Source organism: Vibrio navarrensis (assembly GCF_015767675.1).
Lineage (GTDB): Bacteria > Pseudomonadota > Gammaproteobacteria > Enterobacterales > Vibrionaceae > Vibrio.
Genome location: NZ_CP065217.1, coordinates 1,457,379 through 1,475,141 on the forward strand (window position 1 = coordinate 1,457,379; position 17,763 = coordinate 1,475,141).

Sequence of the window (17,763 nt, forward strand, 5' to 3'; positions counted from 1 at the left end):
AGTCTGCCGCAATAAATTAGAGGCATGAATTATTTAAGATGGTTAAAATAATAATGAAGAAAATAATGATTAATAAAGGCCAAATAAAGCCGATTCAGTTTCTCTTTCTTACCGTTCTACCTTGTTTTCTTATTTTACAGGTTTCCCATTTTTATTTTGTTAGTTTGCACAAAGAGAAATCACAAGAGTATGCACAGAAAATAGCGTTAGAAATCGAATCTATTCTTAACTACGGAAAAGAAGCGAATCAAAAAACATTATCTATTGTTAGCAATGGAGAAAGTTGTGATGACGTTATTGTTGAACTGCGGAAAATAGTTGCCACGACACCTTTTGTTAGAACCACAAACTTAGCGCATCATAATAAAATATATTGCACTTCGCTGTGGGGAGAGCGTTCATTTATCGACACGCCGCAAGCGTATGTCTCTGGAGAGCTGCTATTAATGAAAGGGAGTAAAGTGGAATCACAGCATCCACTGGTTGTCGTGCGCACAACCCAGGATAATAAAGTGTCGTTGAGTGGTATTGATGGCTTGCATATTCGCCACGCGTTAAATCAATCTTCTGCTGAAGCACTCTCTATGTTCTTAAAAATCGGTGATGCTTGGCTGGATGAGCAGGGCCGAATGACACGGCAAGACCCCACAGAAGGACTGATTATTTTTCAACATACTCAGTCCAGTCAGTTTCCATTTGCCATTCAATCCGGTTTCTCTTATCCATCCACTTGGAATGCTTTTTGGCACGAGCGAAAATTTTATATCCTCTTGATTCTGTTTATGCAGGGCTCGTTTTCTCTGTGCTATTGGTGGCTTGCAAACCGTCCCAAAACATTAGATGCAGAGCTGCAACGTGCTATTCGACAGAATGAATTTATTCCTTATGCTCAGCCTATCGTAAATGCTGAAACCAAAGAAATAACGGGTATTGAGATCTTGATGCGCTGGCAGCATCCGATTCAGGGGCTCGTCAGGCCGGATCTTTTTATTCCTCAAGCGGAGGAATCTGGACTTATCATTCCGATGACACAGTTATTGTTTAAAGAAACGGCGCGACAGTTACGAGCATATAGAGATGTTTTGCCGAACGAATTTCATGTTGGGATCAATATTTCTCCCCAGCATTGTAAGAATGACGATCTTTTTACTGAATGTCAGGCGTTCTATAATCTCGTTGATTGCGATAGAGCCATATTGGTACTTGAATTAACCGAGCGAGAGGTGCTTGAGTTTTCTGATGCCACAGATGTTTTGTTCCGCAAAGTCAAGCAACTGGGCTGTAAAATTGCCATCGACGATTTTGGTACAGGGCACTCGAGTTTGATCAACCTGCAAAAAATCGACTTAGATTACTTAAAAATTGATCAGATATTTATCAAAAACATAGGCGCAGACCCGGTCGCTGAACACCTAGTTGAAAGCACGATTGAACTTGCCAAGCGTCTGTCTCTCAATCTTATTGCCGAAGGCGTTGAATGTGAGGAGCAAGTTGAGTATTTGCGACATCACGATGTGCACTATCTGCAAGGATTTCTATTCGCTAAGCCAGTGCCTTTGTCTGAGTTCTTACAGCAGCTTTAGTCGTGTCGGCGTCTCTGTGGAGCGATATGAGTACTACTACGCGACATGCTGAAATGAAATGCTCTGCGTCTTTTGTAAACTGGTCAGGGTGGCGATCACGTCATCCATCTCAAGTGGGAGGCCAAAGCGCTGCTTGAGGTTGAGCAGGAAGAAGATGTCTTCACACATCGCCTTTTCTGGTTCGTCGCTGATTTTGGCGACGGGCGAGCGGTTACACTCAGCCATTTTGACCACCATGGAAAGCGGTTGATAGCGTTCGCCTTGCGCATTTTGCCAATCGCCCATGTCATTGGCGAGGAATGTGCCAATGCCGAAGCTGATTTGCGCACGGCCAGCAAAGTACTCGCAGATATCCAGCGCGCGGGAAAAATCCAGGCCGTCAGTAAAAATCAACGTTTTGCTCAACGGGTCAATACCAAGCGATTGATAGTGGCTGATGATTTTGTCGCCCCAAGTGAATGGGCAGCCAGAGTCGTGCCTAACGCCGACATAAGCATTGGCTCTTTGTGCGTTGAAATCCTGCAAAAACGCATCGATGCCGATGGTGTCAGTAAGCGCAATCCCCAAATGGCCTGAAAATGCTGCGAGCCATCTATCTAATGCCACGCGTTGTGAGTCTTGTACATTGACGAGCGCTTGATGTGCCATAAACCACTCATGCGCCACTGTGCCAATAGGGGTGAGTGCAAATTCTTGGGCTAAATGGTAATTGCTTGTGCCAGTAAGCAGCTCCGGAACATGAGTGCGTAAGTAGTCCAATGTATCCCGTTGCACCTTGGCACTGAAACGTCGACGCGTGCCCATTTCAGAAAAACGGAAATTGTCGATGTGGCGCTGTTGCAGTTCATTTTTTAACTGGCTGATTTTATCAGAGAGCACTTGCTCAAACTGCGAGTAGGGGATGTTATGCCAGCGGCGACGGTTTCTCACTTCGGAGATAATGCTCATCACCAAGGTTTCGTACAAGATGGTTTCGTGCCATATCCCTTGGATAGCAACGCGCAGTTGGGATTGACCACTCTGGTTGGGCACTGTCTCAAGCAGAACCTGCTGTTGCGGCACAAAGCGGAAATGGCGCAGGTATTCGAGAAGCTCGCCTGTTAAGTAAGACGCTTGATTTTTCAAGTATGCGATTTGTTCGGCTGTAAAGGTGAGCAGTGCCAGCTTTTCAATTTCTTGGCGAACTTCTTCAATCAAATCAGAGAGATCATCATCGGAGCGCACGATCAGTTCATAACGTACCTGCGTGTCTGGGTAGAAGCGATACGCCGCTTGCATCATGTTGATTTTATACACATCGAGATCGAGAGCGCTCTGAATGATAGGCGATAGAAAAAGTGTTGTGCTCATGAAATCCTCTCCACCCAAACTAGGTTAAGAACATCTTGTTTGTAAGTATGGCTGAACTCTAATCAACTCATCTTGGTTTGTCAAACTTTGTTATTAACTACGATTTGCCTTATTGACAAGGCTTGTGCGACACTAAGCAAGCAATACTCAATAAGCATGACCGCTCTCTTAGGTTAGGCGTGAATTGAGTGTGCTCGCAGTTAATAACAAATCGTTACTTTCATATTGACCTCAAACAACACCATCAGTAAGGTATTGGCAGAACAATGCTTTGAGAGACGTCGAATGATAGTCACCATTGATATGATTTGTCTGAAATTGGGCGAAAACGGATTAGACGTGTTGCTGATTAAGCGCAACAATCCTGAACGGCCTCAATTTGGCATGTGGTCGATTCCGGGTGGATTTGTTTTTGAACACGATCTGAGCGCTCAGGGAGGACAGGCTGCGGATGCGGATTTTGATTCAGCGAGAAGGCGCATCTGCCGACAGAAAATTCACACTTATCCCCATTACATCAGTGAGCCGATGGTGGACGGAAACCCGAAACGAGATCCAGAAGGGTGGAGTGTGACGATCGCTCATTACGCGCTACTCAATAAAACCAATGTGGAACAGATAGATAATTGCGGGTTGTGCGACAAACAGCTGGGTTGGTTTGCGCTTGAGCGTATTTTAAACGGTGAAGTGGCGCTGGCCTTTGACCATGCCGATTTAATCAAACTGGCATGGACAAAACTCAGAGCGGCGATTGAATACACCTCGGTGTTGCTGTTTACTTTGGAAAAAGAGTTTCTCGTCTCTGACATCATTTCCGCATATGCCCAGTTTGGTGTGGAAGTCAATCGCATGACCATTAAACGGCGTCTTATCGATACTGGGGTCATTGAAAGTGCCAACAAGATAGCCGCCAGTAATAAAGGCAAAGGTGGCAAACCTGCTCAAGTTTATAGTTTGGCTGATAAACACGTCACTTATTTTCAGACGTGTTTACGTTAGACCAACGAGGATAATTACCATGATTCGTATTAACAGAGAAACGACAGCCGCACTAGATGTGGACCCGCAGAAGGGGTTTAGCGAGTTGTGTCCGTTGGAGCTGCCCGTCACTGGTGCGCTAGAAATCGTTGATGAACTGACACGCAACCATCAAAAAACCAAGCTGAAGCTAGTCTCGCGTGATATGCACCCTCCGGGCGCAGCGTGGGAAGCAAAAACCCCCGCCAATATGCTCGATCCAGTGGGGTTGCCGGAAGTAGACATCAAATGGAATCCGCATTGTGTGGTTGGCACGCCGGGTGTCGAGTTGCTTCCAGGGCTCCCATCGGTACGTGAATACGACTTTCAAATCAATAAAGGCATCGATCCTGATGCGCATCCTTATGGCGCGTTTTATCACGATCAGGCAGAAAAATTATCCACGGGTGGCATTGAGTTTTTGCGTGCCAATCAAATTGACACGGTGATCGTTGGCGGTTTAGCGCTCGATTTCTGCGTGAAAAAATCGATTGAGCAACTTATCGCGGCGGGTTTTCGCGTCGTGTTGAACTTGGCAGCCACTAAAGCCGTCTTTGCTGAATCGGCACCAGAGGTGATTGAGCAGTTGTGTGCCTTGGGTGTGATTTGTGTTCAAGATGCAGAGCAAATTGACTTGCTGTGAAGCCAGTGATTTTGACATAAATCACTGGGAGTTCGTGTGATGATGTGCATTAGGTTGCTAACACAAGCCACTGATTAAGTAAGAAGTTTTCTCTTGATGAACAAAAAATAATCCATTGATATCGAAAATATCAAATAGATTTATTTGCTGATAAATTTCATTTTTTTGGTGAAAATATCTTTATGAGTGAATGCTTTATTAGTTTTTTTGTTGCAATCCTTCAAAAACCAACCGAAAACTGTGGGATTTATCGTAGCACGGCGAGATTTAGATCAAATAAAAAGTTGGCGTAAATCAGAAGCTTGGCATACACTTTCCGATGTAAGCCCGATATGTTGTTGATTGGTAGGGCAAATTGGTTTGGCGCTACCTACGGTGTAGCAAGGTTTAACATAGCTTTGAGGAAAGTTTTTATGGCGCTCACAAAAGCCGATTTGGCAGAGAACCTGTTTGAGAAACTTGGATTCAGTAAACGGGACGCCAAGGAAACGGTTGAGGTGTTTTTTGAAGAGATTCGTAAAGCACTGGAAAACGGCGAGCAGGTGAAACTATCAGGTTTTGGTAATTTTGACTTACGTGATAAGAATGAAAGACCTGGCCGCAACCCGAAAACAGGCGAAGACATTCCAATCACAGCCAGACGTGTTGTCACGTTCCGTCCGGGGCAAAAATTGAAAGCCAGGGTTGAGAATATAAAACCTTGATCGATTTCCCAAGACAAAGACCACGCAATGCGTGGTCTTTGTCTTTGTGCGCCGAGCATGGCGTTGATCTAGGAGGTGAAAGTCCTCTACGGGCTCAGTCGAGCGAGAACCGTTAGCCTATGCAAGGGTGTTCACCGTGAGGTGAAACCTGAAGGAAGCAAACGGCAAAACTTGGTTGTGACGAACAGAAACCTGATAGTAGGCCTGTACAACTTGGGTAACCTAGCAATAGATAGAATAGCCCAATGCCTCGACGGGAAGTGTGTATAGGTAAATCAGGCATGACCAAGGGAAAGAGCAACGTCTTACCTCGGGAGAGCTCATTGCCTGTCTCAGATGAGACCAACACAGCAGTGATGTTGTGTGATGGGCAATGAGAAGTCAGCAGAAGGCATAGTACTTTGAGGAAGTACAACTCAAAGGAAGGCCAGAACTGAATATATCAAGAAGCAGTCACTATTTACTCAATGATGTGGAGTCATAGCAAGATGGAAAACATCTCTACGTCCCAATAGGCAATACCGCAAGTAAAGCTCATGGTCACGAAGAATGACAAGCATGATCGGCGTAGAAAGGAGGACGAGTCTTGGTGACCCCCACTCCGCTGATGGAACAAATCAGCTCCTCAGCGAATTTGAACCATGCCCTTCGACGCGTGAAGAAGAACAAGGGGTGCGCAGGTGTCGACAGACTCGACATCACAGCGACCATCTCTAAACTTCGACAAGCTTCAAATGGGCAAGCGCTCCGCCAGAGTCTTCTGGACGGAAGCTACCAACCTCAACCAGTTCTGGGTGTAGAAATCCCCAAGCCGAATGGTGGCGTCAGGCAATTAGGTATCCCTACGGTACTGGATAGGATAGTCCAACAGGCGATCACATCAGTACTGTCAGAGCTCTATGAGCCGACGTTCTCCAACAGCAGCTACGGGTTCAGGCCGAACCGCAGTGCGCATCATGCGCTTGCGGCAGCAAGCCGCTATATCAGAGAAGGGCGGGGTTATGTAGTGGATATCGATCTAGCCAAATACTTCGACACGGTGAACCATGATAGGCTGATGCACAGATTATCTAAGGACATTAGTGATAAACGAGTATTAAAGCTCATCAGGTCCTATCTACAGGCAGGCTTAATGCGAGATGGGTTAGTAGAGCGAAGACAACGAGGAACACCACAGGGTGGGCCATTATCTCCGTTACTTTCCAATATTGTATTAGATGAACTGGACAAAGAGTTAGAGCGAAGAGGGCATAAGTTCTGTCGATATGCAGATGACTGCCAAATCTACGTTCTTAGTGAGGAAGCCGCCCATCGAGTCAAAGAGTCGATAACGGAGTTCTTGGAGCAGAAGCTAAAGCTCACGGTAAATCGTGAGAAAAGTGCAGCAACAAGAGTGACGGAGCGAGCTTACCTAAGCCATAGCTTCAAGATAGACGGAACCCTCCAGATATCAAAATCGGCACAAGCTCAAATGAAGAAGCGAGTGCGGAAAATAACGAAGCGAAATCGAGGTCGAGAGTTGTCGGTAATCCTCACCGAGTTAACCCAATACCTACGAGGTTGGCAGCACTACTTCAAGCTCGCCATAGGTCAAAGTGCGATGCAGCGCTTAGACGAATGGATACGGCGTCGGTTGAGATGCTACCGCCTGAAACAGCGCAAACGCAGATACAGCATAGCGACATGGTTACAACGACAAGGTGTAACAGAGCGAAATGCGTGGAAGCTGGCGATGTCAGATAAAGGGTGGTGGCGCTTAGCACTCTCGCCCCAGTTGAATCACGCAATGCCAATCAAATGGTTCGAGGAGAGGGGGCTTTACTCATTGAGAGATGGGTATGAGTCACTAAAAGTGTATTCGGAACCGCCGTATGCGACCCACGCTTGTACGGTGGTGTGAGAGGACGGAGGCCGTGAGGCCTCCTCCTACTCGATTCAAGCTGGCCATTTGATCTAGTGTTTTACGCAGCTTCTAGATGTGTAGTCAAATACGGTTGCCAAGCCTCTTGGTAAAGGTTCTTCGATTGATTCCTCAGTTGTTTGATTGCGGCCATCTCCATTTCATTTAAGTCGCGCTGAGCTGCGCAAGCTTGACGTTCCATGGTTTGGATCTGCTCATACAGATCGTGCTCTGGACCACTTTTTACATCCGCAATCGCTTTTAAGTGCAATTGCACTTCAGCCACTAGGTTGGTTTTGGGCAAACGCACCAACAGGTTCAAATCACGGTAGCCTGACTCGGCTGGCGTTTTGAAGCGGTTTTTCACTTTAACAATGCGAGTTTCTCGCGATAAAGCCTCGTATACACTCACTAGGCTAGCTACGTCATTGGCCACAATCGTTGCGCGAGCCAAGTCAGTGATTCGACTCGCATCACCGTGCAACTCTAACGCGACTTTCTCTTTAGCTCGTTGCGCCGATTTTACCCCTGCAAAATAGGGATGAGTATCGGTTAGCAGGGCCGTGCTTTTGACAATGGTTTCCAACTCAAGCTGGGCTTGGTGCGCTTTACTGTAAAGAATGTCGAAGTCGCTGTAGGGCTGAGTGGGCTGCGTATCAGTCGATTGAATGCCGTATAAACCACTCAGGCTGTGGCGGAAAAGCTTGGAAGAGACCTGACCTTGGCTATTTGCCCGCGGCTCTTCTTGATTCGAGGGGTCGTTTGGAATAGCCGCAAATGCGGGAGCACGGCTCAGTAACAAAAGCATCAGTGCGGTAGTACGAAGAAGTAAGCTCATTCATTCTCCTTAACTTGTTTGTCCTAGTAAACGGTGCAGGTAAAGGCTAAAACACAAATCAAGCTATCTAATTAATTGGGGTGTGATGACAAAAAACAAGACCTGCGAGTTAATACCTTGTTTAACTGTGTTCCGCATCACGTTGTTATGGTTACCGTCTTCGACGTCGTCTTTTCCGTTTAGTTGCTAATTTAACGTCGTTCGATTAACACAAGGTGAATGGGCTTAACATTTTTCTGTTTTCAGCGCTTCTTTTTGGTTAGGCTAGGGCGAAAGTCACTTTGAAAGAAAGATAGCCATGAGAGATCCAGAATTTTGGCACAGCAAATGGGCCGCCAATCATATCGGTTTCCACCTCGAAGACGTTAATCCTCTGCTGGTGCGCTTCTGGCAGGAAACAAAGCCTAAGCGCAGTGAACAGGTACTTGTGCCACTGTGTGGTAAATCGGAAGACTTAGCTTGGCTGGCGACAAAACATGACCACGTCGAAGGGGCAGAGCTCAGCCAAATTGCGGTTCGGGCGTTTTTTGCAGAGCACTTTTACACCCCGACGGTGACCACACTGTCAGGCCAACATGAGCTGTATCAGTTTGATGAACTCGCCATTTATGCTGGTGATTTCTTCACGGCGCCGCTTTCCAAAGCAGACATTGTCTATGATCGCGCAGCCTTGATTGCGCTGCCCCAAGAGATGCGGCTTGAATACGTGCAGCGAGTGCGTTCGCTATTAAACCCGGGTGGGCGGATTTTGTTGATCACCTTGGATTATCCGCAAGAAGAGATGTCAGGACCGCCTTTTAGCGTCGCGCAAAGCGAAGTAGAGCGCCTTTTCGCGGGTATGAAGGTGACACATCTGTTTGAAGACATTGCCGATGAACGTCATCCTAAAATTGCGCAAAAAGGGTTAAGTCGGTTTGCTGAGCATGTTTACTTGATTGAATCTATTGCCTAATTGAATTGAAAGTAAAAGGGTTGGCGAAATGCCAACCCTTTTCAGTCATGAGAATGGTATCGCTTGAAACGGTCCCAGTTTAGTAAATCACTTTTACTTTTTTCGCGCTGTCTATCGCGCCTTGAATCGCTTTTTCTAAACCTTGGCGACGAGTGAGGACAACCCCAAGGCGACGACGCCCGTCGATATCCGGCTTGGCAAACAAACGCAGTTGTGTTTGCGGCGCTTCGAGTGCATCGGCAATCCCATCGAAACGGATGTTGGCTGATTTGCCGTTGCCAAGTACCACCGCTGAAGCGGAAGGACCGTACTGGACGATTTTGCCAATCGGCATTCCAGTAAAGGCGCGTACGTGCAATGCAAATTCCGACATTTCCTGAGAAATCATAGTTACCATGCCAGTATCGTGAGGGCGAGGTGACACTTCGTTGAAGATCACTTTATCGCCTTTAACAAACAGCTCAACGCCAAAAATGCCGTAGCCACCCAAGGCGTTGACGACTTCTTCAGCAGTGTACTCTGCGGCTTTAAGCGCGTTTTCTGACATGGCTTGTGGCTGCCAAGATTCGCGGTAGTCGCCATCTTCTTGGCGATGCCCAATTGGCGCGCAGAAGTGCACGCCATCAGCCGCTCTTACGGTCAATAAAGTGATTTCATAATCAAAATCGATAAACCCTTCGACAATCACACGACCTGCGCCAGTGCGGCCGCCCTCTTGTGCGTATTGCCAAGCTTTCTCGATATCTTGGGCAGATGTGATCACGCTCTGTCCTTTGCCAGAAGAGCTCATCACGGGCTTAACCACGCACGGGATATTGACCGCTTCAACCGCAGCGACAAACTCTTCGTAGTTATCAGCAAAACGATAAGGCGAGGTGACTAGCCCTAATTCTTCAGCCGCTAAACGGCGAATGCCTTCGCGGTTCATGGTGAGTTTGGCGGCTTTGGCAGAAGGAACCACGTTTAAGCCTTGTTCTTCTAGCTCTACCAGTTTATCGGTGGCAATAGCTTCAATTTCTGGTACGACGAAGGCGGGCTTTTCCGCTTTAATGATTTTTTCCAGTTCGTCGCCATCGAGCATATTAAGCACATAGCTGCGATGGGCCACTTGCATGGCGGGAGCGTCTGCATAGCGGTCGCAGGCGATCACTTCCAGACCCAAGCGTTGACACTCAATCGCCACTTCTTTACCGAGCTCGCCTGAACCCAGCAGTAGTACACGAGTTGCTCCTTCGCGGGTAGCTGTACCGAACATAGTTTGTTTTTCCTTAGAGAGTGAGAGCAATAAGATAATCAGCGAGGGATGATACCCAAATTCACAAGCAAAGCAAACGTTTGCCAGTGGGGAAAAAAGAAAGCCCTGCGTAAAACAGGGCAAACGGAAATGCGTTAGATATTGAGGTAAGTGACCGGAATATCAGGGTTGATCACTTCAAGGGTAGATTGGGTGCACGCAAGGTGGCTGATTTTGCCTTTATGGCTCTCGACCAAAGCAGCAGATTGGATGTTTTCAAAGCGTTCACCGTCGAGCAGCAGTTGCATCAAGGCCACTTGCAGCGGTGGGAGGCTAGGATTGAAAGCGGCGTTTTCCGCATAAGCACCCAGATAGGTTTTGCCGCTACGCACTTGCAGAGCGACACCGCTCAAGTTGTGTGTGTAGGGCGCGTGGCTTCGATTCATCGCCGAGATGGCAGCTTTGAGCAGCTCGTCACTCTCGTCAGTGGAAAAACCGTGATCGACTTTCGTCATCAGGCCGGACTCAATGCCAAGGTCAGCTGGGCCAAAAGAATCGGGCAGATAATCGTGCAGTACTTTCTCGTCGCGCTGAGGTAGCTGAATTTTCAGCACTTTCGCTGTAGAGAGCTCATTCATAAACTGGCGGCAGTGTCCGCAAGGGCTGAAGTTAATGGTGATGTCAGCAATGCCTTCTTCGCCTTTCATCCACGCATGGCTGATCGCCGCTTGTTCGGCGTGGACGGTTTGGCCCAGTTGTACGCCATTAAATTCCATGTTCGCGCCAAAATAGAGCTTTCCGGATAGACCGCGAACAATCGCGCCAACATAGAACTCTGAGATGGGGGCGTAAGAATAAGCCGCCGCGAAAGGCAACAGCGCGACACGCAGTTCGTTGTCTGCCAGTCCTGTTTTTTCCAATAGTTCATCGAACTGCTGTTTGGAAAGGGTCGCGTCAAAATGGTCGTCTGAAACGATAGGTGCAAGGTATTGAGAAATTGATGCCGGTGCGCTTGCTAGCGCTTGTTCAATACGACTCTTCATGATGAATCCTTGTTATTGCATGGAAGGATATTCTATGCGAACGACAAAAACCTACAGTGATTTATCTCACATTTAAAAATGCAACGAATTTGCACGTTGCATAATTAGAGTGAGCTCACACATGTATTCGATTGCATCGAAAATAACTGTTAACGAGGTCGCAGTTTTTTCCAAGGCGATTTTTATCTTTCAAAGTCTACAGTTAACACCAATATTGCCATTTTAGCGAGTGATTGACGGTTTAAGATCAACGCGTACAGGCCCGAGATTGGGCCTGACCATTAGTGATATGCCCAAAGGGCGAAAGCGAAGAAGCTGGGTGCGAGAATAGAGGTGATCACGCCGCACAGGACCAGAGCAAGTGAAGAAAATGCGGCATCGCCAGGCTGCTTCTCCGCACAAGTGGCGGTGCCGAGTGCATGCGATACCGTGCCCATGGTTAAACCACGTGCGATCGGGTGTTTTATGCCAATAAAGTTGTAAATAGGATAGGCGAGAATCGCGCCAAATAAGCCAACCAGCAGCACGAGGATGGCAGCAACCGCCGCTTCGCCGCCCAACTGACTGGAAATTTCCATCGCTATCGGTGTGGTGACTGATTTCCCCAGTAAACTGGCGATAAGCGTGATGTCGGCGTGAAACAGCACAGCAATAGCGGTCGCGGTCATCATCGACATCACACTGCCGATCAGGCAAGCGAAAGTGATGATGCGCCAATTGGCTTTGATTTGCGGCAACTGCTCGTAAAGCGGATAAGCCAGCGCCACCACAGCGGGTTGCAGCATGTCACTGATCCACTGGTTGTCGGCGTAATAGCGTTCAAACGGGATTTTCAGATAAGTGAGCAGCGGGATCAAAATGCCGATGCTGATCAGCAAAGGGTTCGCCAACGGCTTGTTGATTTTTATCGCCAGCCAGCGGGCAAAGAAAAACACCAGGAGAGTAACCAGTAACCACATATTAGCTCTCCTTACGCAAAATGCGATCAAGTAGCCAAGAGAGGCTGACCAAGACGATCAAGGTGCCACCAATCGCACTGGCTAAAATGGGCAGCGCGTTGGCGAGTAACAGATCTAAATGCTCAATTAAACCCACGCTGATTGGCACGAAAAGTAAAATCATGTAGCGGATCAACAGACTTGCGCCCGGCTTGACCCACTCGACTTTGACCAGCCCACTCGCCATGGCGAGAAACAGCACCAGCATGCCAATCACGCTGGCAGGAATGGAGGTTTCTAGCCAGTGGGAAATCGCCATGCCGATGCTGAGCGAAAGAAAAATAAGGCCAAATGACAACATCAGGCCAAGTAGGGTTTTCAAAGAGAATTTCATCTTGAGTAGAAACACACTGCTAAGTCAACGCCGTATGGCGCTCGATAATTATGAGATCAAGCTCTCAGTATAGCGGTAAACCGATTTCAATATCGCTATTTTCTTTTCATCGCTTTCGTGCTCATGCACCAAGTTTTCCAAATTGAGCATGTACTCTTCAATACGACTTTCGAAGTACTCTCGGCAATGGTTGGCCCAGCGACGTTGTTCGCTCTCATCCAATGTCCACGGATAGTTACGCGCACGATAACGAAACAGCAGCGGATCAATACGCTTGTCGTTAAAGGTGATGTCGAGCGCAGCGAGGTTGTTTGGCTCGGTTTGACGAATTATCTCCATCGCGGCGCGATCGGCTGGTGAGAAGAAACCGTCGTACAATTTACTGTCGACATCGTCACTATCGGCAAACTCGCGTTCAATGGAAAAAAGTTGCACCAACTTTTCACGCACTTCTGGGTGTTGACGGATCTGTGCTAAGTTGGCCAAACACTGCTCGCGGTCGATGCCAATGCTCGCCGCATTTTCTGCCGTCAGCGTTTTTGCAGGGGCCAAAATGGGGCATTTATTGAGATGTACCAATTTCACTGGCACTGGCAGCAGCTCGTCAAGATCTTCTCGCTTGGTATAGAGCCGCTCGTGTAACTGCTCGGCGCTTAGCTCAAACAGTGGCTGTGGATCTTTCGCCAAATCGATCACGATCACTGCGTTGTTATTGGTCGGATGCCAAGCCAAAGGTACCACCCAACTGGTGTACTGGCATTCACGGCCAAGCATGCCGGATACGTGCATCAAGGGGGTCATATTGACGATATCAATCAGCGCATTCAGCTTGCGTTTGTGGCGCATGTTGAAAAAGTAATCAAACAGTTTCGGCTGGGCCGCTTTGAGCTTTTTGGCCATTTCGATGGTGGCAATGACATCGGCCATCGCGTCGTGCGCGTTGCTGTGTTCGATGCCATTGGCGACGGACAGATGCTCCAGTTTGAAGCTGGTAAAGCCCTCATCATTTTCCGGCCAAGTAATGCCCTCTGGGCGAAGGGCGTGGCAAGCGCGCATCACATCCAGCAAATCCCAGCGCGAGTTGCCGTTTTGCCAGCTCCACGCGTAAGGATCGATGAAATTGCGATAACAGGTATAGCGAGTGACTTCGTCGTCAAAACGAATGCTGTTGTAGCCAAGGCTGGTGGTGTTGGGTTTTGACAGCTCTGCATGGATTTTGCTAATAAATTCGGGCTCAGACAGCCCCTCTTGCATCGCTTTTTGCGGAGTAATGCCGGTAATCAAGGCCGCTTCTGGCGCAGGAAGATAGTCGCTTGGCAATCGGCAGTAGATAACCAGCGGCTCGCCAATCACATTGAAATTTTCGTCGGTGCGTACCCCCGCAAACTGGGAAGGGCGGTCTTTAGCGGGGCTTATTCCCCAAGTTTCATAATCAAAAAAGAAGAATGTAGGCTGTTCGTTGTTTTTCATTAAATTTCTATGTTGTTCGTAAATAGTCAAATTAAGCCTTTAATACCAATCGATTAGCGTTCATTCTTGTGCTATCTTTTCTTAAAAATTAATGTGATTTTTTGGTTTTTACATTTGCACTTGTGTCTAAATGTGTGTCCATTTTTGACAAGTGCTGCGTCCAAAATTTTTAAGGTAAAGAAATGAGCATCACAGACAAGCAACTCAAGGCGATTGAGAAGCTAAGTACTTACGATGGCCCGCCAGAGTTAAACGATGGTGAAGGGCTGATCGCTAAAATCTCGCCTAAAGCAAAAATTACATTTCAATATCGTTGCCGATACAACGGCCAGAACAAGCGTCTGCGTATCGGGAAATATCCTCAGGTGAGTTTAAAGCAAGCGCGGCAGATTCACAAACGCATGTTGGAGCTGAAAGAAGAGGGCAGAAACCCTGAAATCGCACTAACTGGCGAAACGGATTTTGTCACGCTTAAGCAGTGTCTCGACTATTGGTTTGAGAATAAAGTCTCAACACTTAAAGAGGGCACCTACGTTCTTTACGATTCGGTTGCCAAGAACTATTTTTACCCCGCCTTTCATGATGTCGATGTTGAGCGAATCACAGCCAGAGAATGGATGCTGTGGTTTGACGAGATCGCACGCAAAAATCCCAAAACCGCAAACTCCGCATTTTCTAAGATGCGCGCCTGTCTAAATTTCTGTAAATCAAAATTCCTTATCGACAGTACCCACTTTGAAAAAATACGTCAGCAAGACGTTGGCGAGTCAGCCACCGATGGCGACCGCGTTCTTACACTACCAGAGTTAGCGAAAATCTGGATCACGCTAGAGCGCAGCAAAGCGGGAACATCTACCAAGAACCTGCATTTGATGACAATGTTATGGGGTAACAGGATCTCAGAGCTGCGTTTAGCACGCAGACAGCACTTTGATATGCTCAATGATATTTGGACTGTCCCACCTGAGCTAAGCAAAATGGGCAATACGATCCGCAGGCCTATTCCGAAACACATTAAACCGATGCTCGAGCGTTTAATGAATATCTACGATGACTATCTATTCCCCGGAGCATCGTTGAATAAGCCGATCACCATTTCCGCGGCTAACCGATTTATCCGACGTCAGCGCCAACTGCTTACCTTGCCGCATTGGCGAACGCATGATTTTAGACGCAGTATTTCGACTATTTGTTCAGCGCTTGGCACCGCTCCGCATGTCACAGAGAAAATGCTAGGGCATGATTTGGGTGGAGTGCTTGCCATTTATAACAAGCACGATTGGATTAATGAGCAGAAAGAGGCGTATGAGGCGTTTGCAGAGGCGCTGTTCGCGCAAGTGAAGAAGGAACTGGAAAATGAGCAGGCGAGCCGTTAGCTCGCCTTTTTAAATCCGCCTTGATGTTCTACCCATTCCATCACGGCGCTACGCAGCCAACGGAGCGGAGCCTTGCTGATGGGCTCAGGGAAGCCACGTTCTTTTCGCCATTGGATGATGGTTGTACGGCCTTTCTGAAAGAAATCGAGCACTTCTTGATGGCACATGATGCTATTGGAGGATTCAGGGTATTTACACACATCGTAAACGGCCTGTTCTTTTTTGCTGGCGAAATCATTAAGGAAGCTTGGCGCTTGGTAAGTAAATGTATAGTTATTTGCTAAGTTCATTGCACTGTTCTCGTTTGTTGGGTTAAGCCGCTGGTCAGGCGGCTTGGTTTTATCAAAGTTTATTGTATTGAATAGGAGCCTCAATCATTTGGAGAGCATCGCGCCAGCAATCATCAACACTTATGTGTGGAGTGATCCAATTTGGTGTTTCCCAATCAGGAATATAACCATCGTCACCCATGGTAAAAGCATCTATATAAGTTCTTACATCTCGGAACTTGTTATATTTGATCGGCATTTCCACACCGAAATCCTTGCATAAACTTGCAAGTTTAGGAGGATCGAAATCTGTACCACGACAATATAGTTGCGTGCCTTTTATGAAATCGAAGAATTCCTCTAGGGCTTGTTTTACTGGTGTGGCACTAGCAAAAAACGCTTCATCAATCACGTTCTGAGGTTGCTTTAACCAAAATTGCTCAATGCAACTAGCTTCAATAATCCGACCTTTGAGTATCTGCTCCGGAATATTAAGAGTGCGGTGAAAGCTGTAATTTTTTAGTTCCGCAGAATCATGGAAAGCATTGAATCGATCGAACTTAACAGCAGACAGTGTAAGGATTATGCACTTGTTGTCGGTTCCTGTTGTCTCAGTGTCAAAAACTGATGTGTTAACTTTTGTCATGTAATTTGTCTCGCTTTTCGTAATCAGCCGCTGGTTAGGCGGCCTAGTTGGTTAATATGGTTCTACATCTTGCGGCTGCATCGTGCCTTTGTTGCATTCCCTGCACGTTTCGCCAATCTTTGATGCTTCGAACCAGTTCCCGCATTCAGAGTTGTCGCACTGGCAGTAGTACTCAGACTTATTTTTTAAACGCTCGGCTGTAACCGAAACCTTTCCGAAGTAAACCGCCCTGAAAAACCAACCGGATTCAATCCATACCCAATAGCCAAACTGATTTTCATAAAAGCTAAAACAGACCGTTTTGGGTAAGCATCCATTTATTCTGAACATTTCAATGTCGGAAATCATCTGCTTGGCTTTCTTATTGCTGATTCGCTTGGTCATCACAACCCCCTTACCAATTGATCGCGCAAATTCGGTGGCGTTCCTTTAATCGTTAGCGTGTCGGTTTCGACATCATAGAAAACGCGTTCGGAGAGTAGGGCGCGGTCAAATTGAATATTGATGCCACCGCCAGCGCCTTTGTAGGCAACAAGCTTGCTGATCATCTTCTTGTCTACGGGGAACTGTGGTGCAAGTTCGTAGCCGTTCTCAATCACGTAGTTTTCGAATGATTGGCCGTTGTTGGTTGGTATTTCTCCGGAAAGCTCGGCAATGTCTACCTCTTCACCGAGCTTGGCGACATCAAAGCAGTGAGTTTTCACTTGCTTGCGAATCAATAACGCTTCATCTTGCTCGGTGGTTTGGTCGTTGATGAAATCATTGACGGCTTGCATCAAGATGGTGTTTTGCATTTTGATGTCGATGCCGTTTTGGATGCCGAGGAAGTCAAAGAAGAAGTCCCCCACGCGGCGACCAGCGCGGCCTTTGATGTAGCTGACATAGCGCTTTGAATCTGGGTTGGTTTGATACTCAGTGATATTGACCACTGCAGCGATCGTGATGCCAGAAATATCAAGGAAGGTCAAACGGCTTAAATTGCGCCCGAAGCTGATTTTCATTCCTTCAGTAAATGGAATGATAGCCACCAACAGGAGGTCATTGGCAAAGTGCCAATAACGGGCGAACACCACTAGGCCTGTATCAGCAAATGGGTACTTGCTCAGTTCAGAGATTAAATGGGTGTTTTCTAGGAAGGCGAACTCATTGAAGTCAGCACCATCAAGCATGAGATCAATCATTTTCTTGAAATTGCTATCGGCATCGAAGAAGCCAAACCCCTTTGCGGGTTTGCTTGAGAATGCGCGGTGTGCTTGCTCTACTAGGCGTTCGAATTCAGCAAAGCCTATTTGTGGGCCAAGGTTGTCGATGCTGTGCATAGGGATTAATTCGCCCATGTCATTCTCGATGATTTCGTTGATGTATGCGTTTGTTACTTGGAAGCTCATTGCACGTTTCCTTTTGGT

Annotated in this window: 18 protein-coding genes; 7 read left to right on the plus strand and 11 right to left on the minus strand. The window is 47.2% G+C overall.

All coding sequences use genetic code 11. The features are described 5' to 3' along the window. Nucleotides 1–65 precede the first annotated feature (65 nt). Complete coding sequence (locus I3X05_RS06525; RefSeq protein WP_193185025.1) at nucleotides 66–1,583, plus strand: EAL domain-containing protein; 1,518 nt, start codon at nucleotides 66–68, stop codon at nucleotides 1,581–1,583. A gap of 36 nt (nucleotides 1,584–1,619) precedes the next feature. Here I3X05_RS06525 and pncB read toward each other — a convergent pair whose 3' ends face one another. After that, entirely contained in the window at nucleotides 1,620–2,933 is a 1,314-nt protein-coding gene (gene pncB / locus I3X05_RS06530; protein WP_337971028.1) for a nicotinate phosphoribosyltransferase, read from the minus strand. 285 nt (nucleotides 2,934–3,218) lie between these two features. On the opposite strand from pncB, the gene I3X05_RS06535 reads away from it, so the two are divergent. The 4 genes from I3X05_RS06535 (at nucleotide 3,219) to ltrA (ending at nucleotide 7,197) form a co-directional block, all read left to right on the plus strand. Next, on the plus strand, nucleotides 3,219–3,932 hold the full coding sequence (locus tag I3X05_RS06535; protein ID WP_337971029.1) for an NUDIX hydrolase: 714 nt from the start codon (nucleotides 3,219–3,221) through the stop codon (nucleotides 3,930–3,932). Between the two features lie 19 nt (nucleotides 3,933–3,951). Then, nucleotides 3,952–4,593, plus strand: coding sequence for an isochorismatase family protein (locus I3X05_RS06540; protein ID WP_193166631.1), 642 nt, complete (start codon nucleotides 3,952–3,954; stop codon nucleotides 4,591–4,593). A 413-nt stretch (nucleotides 4,594–5,006) separates the two neighbouring features. Continuing rightward, the gene (gene ihfA, locus I3X05_RS06545) at nucleotides 5,007–5,297 is read left to right on the plus strand and encodes an integration host factor subunit alpha (protein WP_039444059.1); all 291 of its coding nucleotides are present in this window, start codon (nucleotides 5,007–5,009) and stop codon (nucleotides 5,295–5,297) included. A 607-nt stretch (nucleotides 5,298–5,904) separates the two neighbouring features. Next, on the plus strand, nucleotides 5,905–7,197 hold the full coding sequence (ltrA, locus tag I3X05_RS06550) for a group II intron reverse transcriptase/maturase (RefSeq protein ID WP_193158283.1): 1,293 nt from the start codon (nucleotides 5,905–5,907) through the stop codon (nucleotides 7,195–7,197). A 61-nt stretch (nucleotides 7,198–7,258) separates the two neighbouring features. On the opposite strand, the gene I3X05_RS06555 is transcribed toward ltrA, so the two are convergent. Continuing rightward, entirely contained in the window at nucleotides 7,259–8,035 is a 777-nt protein-coding gene (locus tag I3X05_RS06555; protein ID WP_045571549.1) for a RelA/SpoT domain-containing protein, read from the minus strand. Nucleotides 8,036–8,333: 298 nt separating this feature from the next. On the opposite strand from I3X05_RS06555, the gene I3X05_RS06560 reads away from it, so the two are divergent. Then, nucleotides 8,334–8,987 carry a thiopurine S-methyltransferase gene (locus I3X05_RS06560; protein WP_193166632.1) on the plus strand — a complete coding sequence of 218 codons (654 nt, stop codon included), beginning with the start codon at nucleotides 8,334–8,336 and terminating at the stop codon, nucleotides 8,985–8,987. A gap of 79 nt (nucleotides 8,988–9,066) precedes the next feature. Here I3X05_RS06560 and purT read toward each other — a convergent pair whose 3' ends face one another. The 5 genes from purT to sbcB form a co-directional block, all read right to left on the minus strand. Then, complete coding sequence (purT, locus tag I3X05_RS06565; RefSeq protein ID WP_045571551.1) at nucleotides 9,067–10,242, minus strand: formate-dependent phosphoribosylglycinamide formyltransferase; 1,176 nt, start codon at nucleotides 10,240–10,242, stop codon at nucleotides 9,067–9,069. A 134-nt stretch (nucleotides 10,243–10,376) separates the two neighbouring features. Next, nucleotides 10,377–11,264 carry a cytidine deaminase gene (gene cdd, locus I3X05_RS06570; RefSeq protein WP_045571552.1) on the minus strand — a complete coding sequence of 296 codons (888 nt, stop codon included), beginning with the start codon at nucleotides 11,262–11,264 and terminating at the stop codon, nucleotides 10,377–10,379. A gap of 281 nt (nucleotides 11,265–11,545) precedes the next feature. Continuing rightward, nucleotides 11,546–12,223, minus strand: coding sequence for an LrgB family protein (locus I3X05_RS06575; RefSeq protein ID WP_045571553.1), 678 nt, complete (start codon nucleotides 12,221–12,223; stop codon nucleotides 11,546–11,548). 1 nt (nucleotide 12,224) lies between these two features. After that, entirely contained in the window at nucleotides 12,225–12,596 is a 372-nt protein-coding gene (locus I3X05_RS06580) for a CidA/LrgA family protein (protein WP_337971030.1), read from the minus strand. A gap of 48 nt (nucleotides 12,597–12,644) precedes the next feature. Next, the gene (gene sbcB / locus I3X05_RS06585; protein ID WP_337971031.1) at nucleotides 12,645–14,066 is read right to left on the minus strand and encodes an exodeoxyribonuclease I; all 1,422 of its coding nucleotides are present in this window, start codon (nucleotides 14,064–14,066) and stop codon (nucleotides 12,645–12,647) included. 182 nt (nucleotides 14,067–14,248) lie between these two features. Here sbcB and I3X05_RS06590 point away from each other — a divergent pair, with 182 nt between their 5' ends. Next, on the plus strand, nucleotides 14,249–15,442 hold the full coding sequence (locus tag I3X05_RS06590) for a tyrosine-type recombinase/integrase (protein WP_039437010.1): 1,194 nt from the start codon (nucleotides 14,249–14,251) through the stop codon (nucleotides 15,440–15,442). Here I3X05_RS06590 and I3X05_RS06595 read toward each other — a convergent pair. Genes I3X05_RS06595 through I3X05_RS06610 form a run of 4 tightly spaced genes read right to left on the minus strand, consistent with a single transcriptional unit; the run spans nucleotide 15,439 to nucleotide 17,745 of the window. Beyond that, nucleotides 15,439–15,732 carry a helix-turn-helix transcriptional regulator gene (locus I3X05_RS06595; RefSeq protein WP_337971032.1) on the minus strand — a complete coding sequence of 98 codons (294 nt, stop codon included), beginning with the start codon at nucleotides 15,730–15,732 and terminating at the stop codon, nucleotides 15,439–15,441. The genes I3X05_RS06590 and I3X05_RS06595 overlap by 4 nt on opposite strands. A gap of 52 nt (nucleotides 15,733–15,784) precedes the next feature. Beyond that, a complete protein-coding gene (locus I3X05_RS06600; protein WP_337971033.1) occupies nucleotides 15,785–16,357 on the minus strand; it encodes a 3'-5' exoribonuclease domain-containing protein in 573 nt (190 codons plus the stop codon). A 51-nt stretch (nucleotides 16,358–16,408) separates the two neighbouring features. After that, a complete protein-coding gene (locus I3X05_RS06605; protein ID WP_337971034.1) occupies nucleotides 16,409–16,741 on the minus strand; it encodes a hypothetical protein in 333 nt (110 codons plus the stop codon). After that, nucleotides 16,741–17,745 carry a nucleoid-associated protein gene (locus tag I3X05_RS06610; protein WP_337971035.1) on the minus strand — a complete coding sequence of 335 codons (1,005 nt, stop codon included), beginning with the start codon at nucleotides 17,743–17,745 and terminating at the stop codon, nucleotides 16,741–16,743. Before I3X05_RS06610 ends, I3X05_RS06605 begins: the two co-directional genes overlap by 1 nt. Nucleotides 17,746–17,763 lie beyond the last annotated feature (18 nt).